Source organism: Simiduia litorea (genome assembly GCF_042853465.1).
Lineage (GTDB): Bacteria > Pseudomonadota > Gammaproteobacteria > Pseudomonadales > Cellvibrionaceae > Simiduia > Simiduia litorea.
The window spans coordinates 4,322,967-4,335,403 of record NZ_AP031497.1; the positions used below are offsets into that span (position 1 = coordinate 4,322,967).

Consider the following 12,437-nt stretch of genomic DNA (forward strand, 5'->3'; position numbering starts at 1 on the left):
GGTAGATGATTGATCTAGCGTTGAACGATAAAGTTATCGAAGAAAAGATCGACCACGCCACTTTCGCTGGCCTGCTCTAGTTCAATCACTTGGCGGATTTCTTTTAGCGCATCTTGGCGCAATTGCTCCTTACCCTCTTGAGTATCAATTACCAGCTCCTCCTGCTTACTCAGTAAGGTCACAATTTTATCGCGAATGGCGGGCATGTGATGGCGCACGCTTTGTGCGGCGCTGATGTCGTGCACCCTAACCGTCATCTCGGCCTTCAGGTAACGCAACCGACCAACACCCCCATAGTTGACGACAAAAGGTGGCAAGAGTGGGATATAAAGTGCTTCAGGCTTAGCCGGAGCCTCTTCATCGTCCTCGGCGTGGGCGGGTAGGGCGACGGTAAGCGCCAGCAGTAAACTCAGGGTGAAGGTGCGCAGCACAAACATAGATAAAACCATTTATTTCCAAAGCTAGGCCTTTGAGCATAGCCCTTTTATCGCTTTTGTGGGCTAATTGAGTTGTGCCTTTTGCGCTTTTCCCCTAACGTGACGCCAGCAGTAATTTCAGATTTGAGACGTGCTTATGTTGCCCAATTTACGCCAGACTTATTTTGTTATTTTCGCCGGTTGCACCAGCCTTATTTTGATCGCGTTGTACATGCAACACCAAATGGGTTTACACCCCTGCCCGCTGTGCGTGACCCAGCGGGTCTTCGTTATTGCGGTGGGTCTTATTGCCTTGGTAGCCGCCTTGCACAACTCCAAAGGTTTTAGCAATACGATTTACAGCGGCTTAGCCGTAGTTGCTGGCATTATTGGCGCCGGTGTTTCGGCCCGCCATGTGTGGATTCAAAACTTACCGGAAGACCAGGTGCCGGCTTGTGGCCCCGGCTTAGAGTACATGTTCGAAACCTTCCCCTTGTTCGACGCGCTCGCGCTGCTGTTTCAAGGCGATGGAAATTGCGCCGATGTGGTGTGGAGCTTTCTTGGCCTGTCCATCCCAGCCTGGACTTTTGTTGCCTTCGTCGGCTTGATTGTATTGTGCACCTGGCAGGGTATGCGCAGGGCGTGATCATCGGCTTACTGGTTCTTATTGGCTTCCAGATACTGGGCGAGCTGCTCGCCCTTTGGCTCCACTTACCGATACCCGGCGCGGTCATTGGACTCCTATTATTGCTGGTTAGCTTGAGGGTGTTACCCTGGTCTAAAGCCTTGGTGCAACCCACGGAGCAAGTCAGTGATAAGCTCATCAATCACCTCTCGCTGCTGTTCCTGCCCGCCGGTGTAGGCTTTTTTTTCTTGCCCGAACATATCAATGCCCAATGGCCCGCGGTCGTCGCCGCGATGCTCGGCGGTACCTTCGTCGCCATGCTGCTTTCCAGCCTTACCTACCGGGTATTTAGTGCGCGAGCCAAGCCTCGTGAATGATCGCCTGCATTGGCTGTTAATGATAGGCGCAACACTTTGCGCCTATCAAATAGGCGTCTGGGTGTATCAACGCAGTGGGCGCAAGCTCTGGCTACATCCTCTACTCACTGGCTCAATAGTAATTGCCCTAGCACTTAAGCTGTTAAATGTGGATTACACCGATTATAAGAACGCTAATTGGCTGTTCTACCAACTCCTAGGGCTAGCCACCGTGAGCTTGGCCTTGCCTCTGCACCGAGAGTTTCACCAACTCAAGGGCCTTTTTTTACCCATAACTGGGACCATCGCCCTCGGCAGTGGTATAGCCTGTGCCACGGCCCTAGCCTTTGCCTACGTCGCTGGCGCAGGTGCAGAACTGTTATTAGCCCTAGCACCTAAATCGGTAACCACACCCATTGCGCTGGGGATAGCAGAAGCAATTGGTGCCAATACCAGCCTAACCACAGGCGTGGTTATTTTTACCGGTGTTATCGGTGCACTTATTTCACCCATGGTGTTTAAACTAACTGGGCTTACCGATCCAAGGGGGCAGGGCATAGTGCTAGGTATCAATGCCCACGGTGTGGGTACCGCCAGAGGTTTTGAAGTGAGTGCCACAGTGGGTGTTTTCGCCAGCCTTGCCATGGGGCTTACCGGCGCCTTCACCGCGCTGTGGCTGCCTTTTTTAGCCGGCTACTTTTAAGCGCTGCGCTACGCTTTTACCCGTTAATCGACCATTAGCTGTTGATTAAGTCTTGCCCCCTTTCTGCCTTTCACCTACATTGAGCGTTAGACCTATCGGATGAGTTGAGGAAGTAGTCACATGCTCGATAATTGTAAAACGGCTAAGGAGCGCTGGGGCGGTGTAAGCGATATTATCGACCGCTGGCTGCAAGAACGTCAGGATGCATTAGTACTCTACTGCAAGCTATCTGATCACGATGAGTTTGAACCCTTGGAGCACGGCGACAAGGTGCGAACACTCTGCCAACTGCTCGTGGATTACTCCTCTGCTGGGCACTTTGAGGTGTACAAGCAGCTGGTGAAAGAAGCCCACGAATTTGACGACCAAGCCGCTATTGACGAGGCCTCTGGACTCTATACCGAGATCGACCCAACCACGGATGTGATTCTCGATTTTAACGACAAGTATCAAGAAACCGATGACCTAACGTCATTGCGCGCGGATCTCTCAACCCTCGGCGATGCGCTAGAAACGCGCTTTTCAGCCGAAGATCGGATGATTTCTGTACTCCACGACGCCCATAAGGACTTGGTCGCCTAGTATGCCCTGATCGGTTGGCGCCAACCTAGGTGTCAATCGACGGCAGCGCCTTCATTTCTGCACTATCTTTAGTTTCAGTTATATCCTCACTCGGATCTTGTTATGAAATGGAATTGGATGGCTGCCTACAGCTTGGCCTGCCTCAGTCTTTTAGCCTGTGATAACACCCCAACCCCAACCGCCAGTGTCGAAGTGGCCAATAAGGGCGTCTTAAGTGCTGCGCTTTCAGACCAAGGTAACTACGCCGTTATTGGCTCTATATTTGAGGGTGGCAGCCTGTGGCGACTAACCGACAATGAGCGGCTTTACGACTGGAATCACGCGAAAGACGAGCGCTCCACCATTGAAAGCGCTGCCTTCTCAACGGACGGTCGTTGGGCAGCAACCGCCACCACGCACACTATCGTATTCTGGAGCTTAGAAACCGGCCAAGCCGCGCGCTTCTGGAATGCACCTGCTGAAGTGCTCGATATCGCCTTAACACCGGCTGGCGATTACGCACTGCTGGGTCTGGTCGACGGCACAGCGGTGATGTTCGATATCAAGCGCGGCGGCATTGTGCGCACCTTTCGACACGATAACCGCGTTCGCAAGGTGGGCCTATCGGCGGATGGAAAAATCGCCATCACCGGGTCTGAAGATCGCACCGCTGTTGTCTGGGACGTGAGCACCGGCAACGCCATACACACCTTCAACCATACCGAAGAAGTACAAATGGTGGCCATCACCAACGACGGCAGCAAAGCACTCAGTGCTGCAAAATACGATAGGGCGGTGATCTGGGATCTCACCAGTGGTAAAGCACTGCGAGAGGTGCCTTTAGCGGGCAATATGGTCAAGCGTGGGCTGCGCTTTACCGCGGCGCGTTTTTCCGCCGATGGCAAGCAGCTATTAACTGGCCGACCCGATCAAATCGTACAGCTGTGGCAAGTCGATAACATGACGCTCACCCAGCAGTGGCGCCTACCCAAGCGCGATACGTTACAGCCCTCTGGCGCCGCTGTTGTCGCCGTCGCCTTTGCCGACAAGCATTTCGTCGCCGTCGCGGCCAACGGATTTGTGCACACCTTGAAGTAGCATTACTGCCTTAACAGAAAGCAAAAAGGCTGCCGAAGCAGCCCTTTCATATCAAGCAAATTAACTTACTTAGCCTTTGGTGCAGCCGCTTCAGGCTTGACGATATCTAGCAATTCCACCTCGAAAACCAAGGCTGAATTTGGACCTATTGGACCAGTACCACCGGGGCCATAGGCGAGATCAGACGGGATGTACAACTCATATTTGGCGCCCTTGTTCATCAATTGCAAGGCTTCAGTCCAGCCAGGAATAACACCGGTCACAGGAAAAGTTGCAGGCTCGCCACGGGTGTAAGAGCTATCGAATTCGGTGCCATCTATTAACGTGCCCTTGTAATGCACGGTAACTGAATCATCCGTTGTGGGCTGTGCGCCTTTACCTTCGGTCAAAACTTTGTACTGTAAGCCTGACTCTGTTGTCTGTACGCCTTCTTTGGTGCCATTGGCAGTTAAAAACGCTTCGCTTTTCTGCTGGTTAACCGCACCAACTTCTTTCATTTTTGCTTCTTGCTTAGCCTGTGCTTGGGATTGGAACTCCTGCATCACCTGTTGCATTTCTTCTTGGCTGATACGGTTTTCCTTGCCGCTTTGAATATCAACGACCGCCAATGACAGGGCTGCTGGATCTAGGGTAATACCTTCCTGCTTGAACTGAGACGCCATGTTAGCGCCGAAGATATAGCTCATTTTGGCTTCGAGGGTATCTAGCTTTGCTTCTTCAGCTTTTTTGTCAGCGCCACAGGCAGCTAGCATCAGGGTAGCTAGGGCAATGCCTGAAACCAGGCTGTGTTTCACTTTAATCATTATCATCTTCCGGTTGAGGGCCCTGAACCTACCGTAGGTCAGGCAATAAAAAATCGAGCGGCCAATACTAGCCTAGTTAGTCTGGCCTGTTAAGGTATCGGCCTTCAGCTCAGCCATTCTGGCACGTAAAGCACCGAAGCTGTCACAATCACTCGGTATTTGGTAATACAAACACACACTGGCCAAGGCCTGCTCTGAGCATCTAATCCATGTAACTAAGCCTAAGCGCTTGATAACCTCCAATTCGGCGGACAGCTCAGCTTGCTTAATTTTTGTCCGAATCTCGGCAACAGCGACATTAGCTTCAGATTCACGCTTTAACTGCCTGCGCATCTGTCGCAATGGCCATACCACAGCTTGCTCCCACGCAAGTATTTCACCTGCATGCGCACGAATAGAATCTGGGCTGGCACCGACACCGCGAAAGTCGAGCCAAGCACAACAAAGCAGTAAGGTAACACTGACCTGATAGCGATCCTGTAATTGCAGGCACTCGGCCTCCACTGAAGGTTGCGCGTATACAGACAACGCAAAATCGATAAAGTTTGGTTGCATCATCACTTTTCGCTAGTCGCCATTGCCAGCGCTGCTACAATGCGCGCCATGATTGAATTGAACCAAGTAAGCCTACAGCGCGGGCAAAAATTTTTGCTCGACCACGCAGACCTTCGCATCCACCCAGGCCAACACGTCGGCCTGATTGGCGCCAATGGTAGTGGTAAATCGAGCCTATTCCAAATGCTGCTGGGCAAGCTCGGCGCCGATACTGGCCACTGCCTTGTGCCCAGCCAGTGGCGACTAGCCCATATGGCGCAAGAAATTGAGAACACTCAGCAAAATGCCCTAGATCATGTACTCGATGGCGACACCGAGTTGCGTCGCTTGCAAGCATTGCTAAAAAACAGCGAAGGCGAGGCATTAGCCACGGCCTATGCCGATATGGAGCACATCGACGGCTACACAGCCGAATCCCGAGCGCTACAACTTTTATCGGGCTTAGGGTTCGCGCCCGGTGACGAAACTAAATTAGTCAGCGATTTTTCCGGTGGCTGGCGCATCCGATTGAACCTCGCGCAGGCACTTATGTGTCCGAGCGATCTCTTGCTACTCGATGAGCCCACCAACCACTTAGATTTAGATACCACTTTGTGGCTAGAGCAATGGCTCAAACGCTACCCCGGCACCCTGGTATTAATCTCGCATGATCGCGATTTTCTCGACGCGGTTATTGATCGAATCGTCAACGTTGAATCACAGAAACTGGTGCTGTATCAGGGCAATTATTCAGCCTACGAGCGGCAAAAAGCTGAACGACTTGCGCAGCAACAAGTGGCCTTCGAAAAACAGCAAGAGCGCATCTCCGAAATTGAAAACTTCGTGCGTCGCTTCCGCGCCAAAGCGACCAAAGCCAAACAAGCACAAAGCCGATTGAAAGAACTTGAGCGCATGGAGACCATAGCCCCAGCGCATATCGACTCGCCGTTTCACTTTGACATTCCGTGTTTCGAAAAAGTCAGTACACCCTTGGTTGGTTTACAGCAGGCCACGATTGGTTATGCCGGCCGAACAATATTTCAAAACTTAAATTTAGCCTTACTACCCGGCGCCAGAATTGGCTTGCTCGGTTTTAATGGCGCGGGTAAATCCACCCTAGTTAAAGCGCTGACGGAAGAGTTAACGCCAACCAGCGGCGACCGCATTGCCGGCGAGCACTTGCGCATTGGCTATTTTGCTCAACATCAACTACAGGCATTAGATTTGGATGCAACACCAGCATTGCATTTGCAGCGTTTGTCACCGACGGCCAGCGAGCAAGAAATTCGCAACTTTTTAGGTGGCTTTGGCTTTCATGGCGATCTAGCTTTAGCCACTGTGCGGCCTTTTTCCGGCGGCGAAAAAGCCCGTTTAGCACTGGCCATCATCGCGTGGCAAAAGCCTAATTTACTGTTGCTGGATGAACCCACCAACCATCTCGATTTAGAAATGCGCCATGCACTTACCGTGGCCCTGCAAGCGTTCGAGGGCGCAGTAGTAGTGGTGTCGCACGATCGGCACTTACTGCGCAACACCGTGGAAGAATTTTGGTTAGTGCATCAAGGCCGAGTTGAAATTTTTGATGGCGACCTAGACGCCTACCATCAATGGGCACAAATTACCTTACAAACCAGCCTGTCGACACGAGCACAACAAGCGAATGAAGACAGCGACCTAAAAATTGACCGAAAAGTTCAGCGCCAGCAGGCGGCGGCGCAGCGCGAAAAACTTAAGCCCCTGACGCAAAAACTTAAGAAAGTTGAGCAAGAAATGGAAAAACTACAGGCTCGGCTAACGGACGTTGAAACCCTTATGGGCGATGCGGATTTATACCTCAGTGAAAATAAAGAGAAAATGCAAAAACTCCTCAAAGAACAGGGCGAACTAAAAAGCACGCTTGAAAATGCGGAATTACAATGGCTCGAAATCAGTGAGGCTCTGGAACAAGCCAGCGTGTAGTTTTTTTACCAAAAATATCTTCATAACCAACGAAAAATTCATGACTCAAGAGTCATAGACTGTTATAGCTTCGAGCGAAGATCCACTCTACTATCTCTTCCGTATCAGTTCACTACAACAATAATTACTGATCTATTTCAACACCTACGTTTTACGCAGCAATGATACTAGCGATCTGTTTAGACAGAAAAGCTAACAATAATAAACACTGCAATGATCACGGAAAGACATTATGAGCATACGTATATCTGCATCTCTCAAACCACTAGCAGCTGCTTTGTTGCTGGCATCAGCTTGCACGCAAGCCCAATCTCCGTTCAACGAGCTCGTTGTTTTTGGTGACAGCCTCTCCGACTCGGGACAATTTCCAGATGCAGGGGGCCCAATTCACCCAACTCTGGGCGTTCCCGCGAGTGGCTTGCGCTTTACTAATCGCCTCGATGGCAACGGCAGCATGACTGACTTAGTCGGCGTACAGCGCTTCAGCCAGCAACTGGGTCTTGGCTACCTGGCGGCGTCAACGCCTTACTTGCCTAGCCCCGTCACCGGTTACCCAGCGGGGACCAACTATGCCGTGGGTGGCTATACCTCAGCGCAAATTAAAGCCTCCATCACCGATGCAGATGGCTCAACGGTTTACAACCCTGCCGCTGGTCCAGCAAAGATTCGCGATGGCTATCTCGCGGAATTTGGCACTGCCAAGGCATCAACACTGTATTACGTCAACGGCGGCGGCAACGACGTATTGGCTATTAGCAATCCAACGGACCCCACTAACGCTACAAAAATCATCACAGCAGCAAACACTCTCGTTGAAGGTATAACCGCGCTGGATTCCGCTGGCGCCAAGTACATAATGGTGTCTAATTTACCCGATGTAGGCAGCACGCCCGCCGGCATTGGCTCAGGCGCACAACCTTTGTGGAGTCCTTTGAGCGCACTTTACAACACCACTTTGTTAGCTGGCCTAAAAGACTCGGCAGCCAATATCATTGGCGTTGACGCGCGCGGCTTGGTGGCCGAGATCATGACTAACCCGAGTCAATACGGCTTCATCAACGATGCAACAGCACTTGCCGCTACCTGTTACGACGGCAGCGGCGGTAGTTGCTTTGAAAACCCCGTGTACGGCATAAATCAAGCGAATAACCGGGATCCTAGCAAGCTGCTATTTAACGACGGTGTCCATCCCACCGCAGCAGCCCAGCAAATTATCGCCGATTACATGTTTAGTTTGGTACAAGCGCCACAAGAAGTCGGCTTACTGCCGGTACTAGGGGCCAGCTTGTTAGACGCCAGCCAAGCTCAGCTGCGCCAACAAATGCAATCTAACTTAGCCAGCAAACGCGCTAGCGAAGGTCAATTTCAAGTGTTTGCCCGCGGTAGTGCCGTTGAGACAGGAATTCGCAACAACTATCTCGACGCAGACGCGGAATCGAATAACGCGCTACTTGGCATTCAATACAGCCTTAGCGATCTGTTAAGTATCGGCTTAGGTTTTGCTAGCGATAGCGGTGATTTGGGCTTCGACGACTCAGCCTCCTCCTATGACGCCAGCAGCCAGTCGATCACCTTATTTACCGGTTATACCTCGGGCGCCCACTGGTTTAACGCCAGCATCGGTTATGGCGAGCAGGATTACAGCGACTTAAATCGCGTTGTTCCGCTCGGCATCACCGCGCGCACTGAAACCGGAAAGACCAAGGGCGACTCCTTAACCCTGGCAGCTGAATACGGTTACAGCATTTCGCCTCACAGTAATTGGGACTACGGCCCCAAAGTCGAATTCGTACACCGAGAAATCAATGTTGACGGTTATGACGAGGCATCGGGGCTAACCACGTCTCTGCGTTTTGGTGATCAGAAACATACCTCAACCAGCGCCGATGTGGGCTTTTTCGTGCACTGGCGTGCCGCGGGGGATGCCTTGGTGGTTACCTCCGAGTGGGGCATCCGCTCAGAGCTCAAGGGCGAGGACTATGGCGTTACTATGGCGAGCCAAACGTTGGATCTCAATGCTTATGAATTACCTGGTTACAGCCAAGACAAAGGTCAAAGCTGGCATGGCAATTTAACCGCTAGCTACTTCCTCACCCCCAGCGCTGCTATTACCGCGAGTTGGGCCTCTGAAAGCGGCGACAACAAAACCGACCTGCTTGGCTTAGGTGTAAGTTACAACTTCTAAGCTCTACACCTTTACCAAAAACGGCACCTTCTGGTGCCGTTTTTGTTTCAAATCAATACACTTAAGCGAACGCTTGACTATGGTATGTTATTGACCAATGAAACTTACCTCGAGGGATAAAAATATGGCTGGCAATAAGCTATTAGTGGTTATAGACCCGTTAACCGATGATCAAATGGCATTAGGTCGCGCGGTTAAATTAGCACTGGAAATTAACGCTAGCCTGCACTTATTTTGCTGTACCTATTTGAGCGAAGACGAACTATTGGAATACAGCTCAAGAAAGGATGCAAAACACTCCCAAGTCCAAGAAACCAAAGACTGGCTGCAAGAGCTTGCTCAACCGATAAAAAATCAGGGCCTAGAAGTAAGCTGTGAGGTCGTATGGAATCAACGATGGGAGATGATGGTTGCACAGGCTGCAGGGCGCGTCGATGCCACCTTAATTGTGAAGTCCAGCTTTCAGCACAGCGCCCTGAGTAGAAAGTTTAAACACACATCAGATTTCTATCTAATGCGCGCAGCACCCTGCCCAGTTCTATTGGTAAAATCTGACGAAGCTTGGCAAAACAGCATTATTTTAGCAGCGGTAAGCCTAAACGAGCACGAGCCAGAACACGATGTGCTCAACAATCGAATTCTTACCCAAGCTCAACGTTTAGCAAAAGCTACTGGCTTCGAGCTGCACCTTGTCTCTGCCATCGAAAAAACACCGAATTTTGTAAAATTATTTCATTTGCTAGAACACAGCGAAGCACCGGATCAACAACTTGCCGCCGAGCGATTTGGCATTCCCTCTGCCAATATGCATTTGCGCGAGGGGAAAGCCAAGGCCGTTATTACCGATCTCACCCAAGAGCTACATGCCGACTTACTCGTTATTGGTACAGCTGCGAGGGCCGGTGTACAAGCAACATTAGTCGGGAATACGGCGGAGAAAATTTTAGATAAAGTCGAAACCGATGTCATGGTTGTCGGCTAGAAACGCAAAAAAAAGCGAGCCCTTGGGCTCGCTTTTCACACAAAAGCTAGATTACTTTTTTACTTTCGTGGTTTTTTGGGATTGTACTGAAGCCACAACACGACGATTCGCTTCGCGGCCTTCCGCAGTTTCATTATCCGCAATCGGGTTGGCCTCACCGTAACCTTTTGCCGTTACGCGCTCAGCAGCTACGCCATACTCTTGAACCAATACATCGCGAACAGCATTTGCACGCTTCTGCGATAGGGTTTGATTGTAGGCTTCAGATCCACGTGAATCGGTGTAGCCTTGTACTTCAACCACAGAATCTTTGTAGCTTTTCATGAAAGTAGCAACGGCACCAATCTCGCTAAAAAATGCTGGCTTAACAACGGCAGCATTATTATCAAAGGTTACATTCAGTTTAATGGCTACCGCTTCTGTTAATGAAATAGCACATCCCACCTCATCAACTTTTAAACCAGCTTCGGTATTTGGGCACTGGTCTTTATGATCGGCTACGCCATCTTTATCTGAATCTAATGCACAACCTCTAGCGTCTACCTTAACGCCAGCGGGTGTTTGTGGGCAGGCATCTTTGGTATCAATTACGCCATCATTATCAGCATCGCTAGGCGCAGCTACAGCGGCAACCACAGGCGCTGACTTGCCGCCACGATCGCCAAAAAAGTAAGATAGTGCAACATTGGTACCTAGGTCGATATCGCCATTTTCAGAACCTCGAATGCCGCGCATATCACCGCGTAAAATGAAATTATCAGTCAAGAAAAATTTAATGCCCGCGCCCAAGTTAAAGGTGCTTTCATCATCCTTAGCGCCCAGCAGTTTGTAGTCGTTTTTGCCGGCACCAAAGAGAAAGAATGGCTGAACATTGGTATCGGTATTGAAATGATAAAGCGCATCGAAATGCAGCTGCCTCGTTTCCAACGTATCTAATGTAGATTGAACCGAGCTGTCGTTTTCTATGTAGAAACCTTCGATTCCCCAGCTATCATTGATGCGGTAACCCAAACCACCCAACCAACCAGTAGAATCTTTTATTCCGCGATCTTTGTCCCAATTGGTGTGATTCCAACCAGCAGTCAGCTCTAAGCCCGATTGATCAGCTTGAGCCTGGGTGGTAGCGCCAATGGCTAGTGCTAGTGGCAACATCATTAATACGTTTTTCATAGAGTTTCTCCTTTAAATTTCACTCGTATGCTCTCAACAAAATCAGCTTGCGCTGGACTTTAGTCGTTCAGTTAGGATCGCGCAACACGGGCGCAATTAATGAATTAGTATGAGATTTTGCTATTGGAAAAGCGTCTTCATGCGCTTTCAAAAGAAAGACATCTAAAATGTCAAAGTAGAATAGGTACAGCTTTTTAATAAACACGCTAACTTACATAAGGCACCTACGTACCTTAAATTCACCCCTTCTATGTATCGCTATGCTGAACAGCCAACTTTGGGCGAGTTGGCCGTATTTGGCGCGATTGTGGGCAAGCCAGTTTGGAAATGCAAGGGACGAGAATGTTTTTTCAAACTTTTTTTTCAAACAATAAATCCCAAACACCATGCCCGAGTCGCTCACCGCGTTGCTCAAACTTGGTGTTGGGCCGATAACTGGGTTTAGCCGAGAAAATGTACTCGCCCGCCTGATTATCAAAACCTGGTGCCGAAGACAGCACCTCCATCATGTGATCGGCATAATCTTGCCAATCGGTTGCCATGTGCAGCACACCACTAAGTTTCAACTTGGTTCTAACTTGAGCCACAAATGCAGGTTGAGCAATGCGCCGCTTTTGATGCTTTTTTTTATGCCAAGGATCGGGAAAATACAGCTGAAATCGGCTCAACACCTCATTTGGAATACAGTCTTCCAAGACATCGTTAGCATCGGCCATATACACACGGAGATTAGTAATGCCTGCCTCTGCGGCGTCGTTGAGCAAGCGCCCAACGCCCGGCGGATGCACTTCAATGCCGATAAAATCTTTTTCGGGTTCGGCCTTTGCCATGGCCAGTAAGGATGCCCCCATGCCAAACCCAACTTCTAAAACCAATGGCGCTGTGCGGCCGAACAATTGCGCAGGATCAATTTGGCCGGAGAATAAGCTTAATCCATAGCGCGACCACTGCTGTTCAAAGGCGCGATGCTGGGCCGGAGTCATTCTGCCAGCGCGAATCACATAGCTACGAATGGATTTCTTTTTGAACTCAGGTCTTGGGGTAA

The 12,437-nt window shown here is 50.3% G+C and carries 13 protein-coding genes; 8 read left to right on the forward strand and 5 right to left on the reverse strand.

Annotation, left to right across the window (positions count from 1 at the left end; genetic code table 11):
* Positions 1 to 14: 14 nt before the first annotated feature.
* Positions 15 to 449 carry a flagellar basal body-associated FliL family protein gene (locus ACGHTT_RS19265; protein WP_390592634.1) on the reverse strand — a complete coding sequence of 145 codons (435 nt, stop codon included), beginning with the start codon at positions 447 to 449 and terminating at the stop codon, positions 15 to 17.
* A gap of 124 nt (positions 450 to 573) precedes the next feature.
* Here ACGHTT_RS19265 and ACGHTT_RS19270 point away from each other — a divergent pair, with 124 nt between their 5' ends.
* The 5 genes from ACGHTT_RS19270 (at position 574) to ACGHTT_RS19290 (ending at position 3,759) form a co-directional block, all read left to right on the forward strand.
* Positions 574 to 1,062, forward strand: coding sequence for a disulfide bond formation protein B (locus ACGHTT_RS19270; RefSeq protein WP_390592635.1), 489 nt, complete (start codon positions 574 to 576; stop codon positions 1,060 to 1,062).
* Entirely contained in the window at positions 1,059 to 1,418 is a 360-nt protein-coding gene (locus ACGHTT_RS19275) for a CidA/LrgA family protein (protein ID WP_390592636.1), read from the forward strand. Before ACGHTT_RS19270 ends, ACGHTT_RS19275 begins: the two co-directional genes overlap by 4 nt.
* Positions 1,411 to 2,100, forward strand: a complete 690-nt coding sequence (locus tag ACGHTT_RS19280) for an LrgB family protein (RefSeq protein WP_390592637.1) — start codon at positions 1,411 to 1,413, stop codon at positions 2,098 to 2,100. The genes ACGHTT_RS19275 and ACGHTT_RS19280 overlap by 8 nt, the downstream gene beginning before the upstream one ends.
* 120 nt (positions 2,101 to 2,220) lie before the next feature.
* Positions 2,221 to 2,682: a sigma D regulator gene (gene rsd / locus ACGHTT_RS19285; RefSeq protein ID WP_390592638.1), complete on the forward strand. Its 462-nt coding sequence runs from the start codon at positions 2,221 to 2,223 to the stop codon at positions 2,680 to 2,682.
* A gap of 102 nt (positions 2,683 to 2,784) precedes the next feature.
* The gene (locus ACGHTT_RS19290; RefSeq protein WP_390592639.1) at positions 2,785 to 3,759 is read left to right on the forward strand and encodes a WD40 repeat domain-containing protein; all 975 of its coding nucleotides are present in this window, start codon (positions 2,785 to 2,787) and stop codon (positions 3,757 to 3,759) included.
* Positions 3,760 to 3,824: 65 nt separating this feature from the next.
* On the opposite strand, the gene ACGHTT_RS19295 is transcribed toward ACGHTT_RS19290, so the two are convergent.
* Positions 3,825 to 4,562 carry an FKBP-type peptidyl-prolyl cis-trans isomerase gene (locus ACGHTT_RS19295; RefSeq protein WP_390592640.1) on the reverse strand — a complete coding sequence of 246 codons (738 nt, stop codon included), beginning with the start codon at positions 4,560 to 4,562 and terminating at the stop codon, positions 3,825 to 3,827.
* 72 nt (positions 4,563 to 4,634) lie between these two features.
* Entirely contained in the window at positions 4,635 to 5,120 is a 486-nt protein-coding gene (locus tag ACGHTT_RS19300; RefSeq protein ID WP_390592641.1) for a TIGR02444 family protein, read from the reverse strand.
* A gap of 45 nt (positions 5,121 to 5,165) precedes the next feature.
* Here ACGHTT_RS19300 and ACGHTT_RS19305 point away from each other — a divergent pair, with 45 nt between their 5' ends.
* The 3 genes from ACGHTT_RS19305 to ACGHTT_RS19315 all read left to right on the forward strand — a co-directional run bounded on the left by ACGHTT_RS19305 (position 5,166) and on the right by ACGHTT_RS19315 (position 10,222).
* On the forward strand, positions 5,166 to 7,055 hold the full coding sequence (locus ACGHTT_RS19305; protein ID WP_390592642.1) for an ATP-binding cassette domain-containing protein: 1,890 nt from the start codon (positions 5,166 to 5,168) through the stop codon (positions 7,053 to 7,055).
* 232 nt (positions 7,056 to 7,287) lie between these two features.
* Positions 7,288 to 9,240, forward strand: coding sequence for an autotransporter domain-containing protein (locus ACGHTT_RS19310; protein WP_390592643.1), 1,953 nt, complete (start codon positions 7,288 to 7,290; stop codon positions 9,238 to 9,240).
* A 124-nt stretch (positions 9,241 to 9,364) separates the two neighbouring features.
* Positions 9,365 to 10,222, forward strand: a complete 858-nt coding sequence (locus ACGHTT_RS19315) for a universal stress protein (protein ID WP_390592644.1) — start codon at positions 9,365 to 9,367, stop codon at positions 10,220 to 10,222.
* Positions 10,223 to 10,273: 51 nt separating this feature from the next.
* Here ACGHTT_RS19315 and ACGHTT_RS19320 read toward each other — a convergent pair whose 3' ends face one another.
* Positions 10,274 to 11,392: an outer membrane beta-barrel protein gene (locus tag ACGHTT_RS19320; protein ID WP_390592645.1), complete on the reverse strand. Its 1,119-nt coding sequence runs from the start codon at positions 11,390 to 11,392 to the stop codon at positions 10,274 to 10,276.
* A 350-nt stretch (positions 11,393 to 11,742) separates the two neighbouring features.
* Positions 11,743 to 12,375: a tRNA (guanosine(46)-N7)-methyltransferase TrmB gene (trmB, locus tag ACGHTT_RS19325; protein ID WP_390595088.1), complete on the reverse strand. Its 633-nt coding sequence runs from the start codon at positions 12,373 to 12,375 to the stop codon at positions 11,743 to 11,745.
* Positions 12,376 to 12,437: the final 62 nt, after the last annotated feature.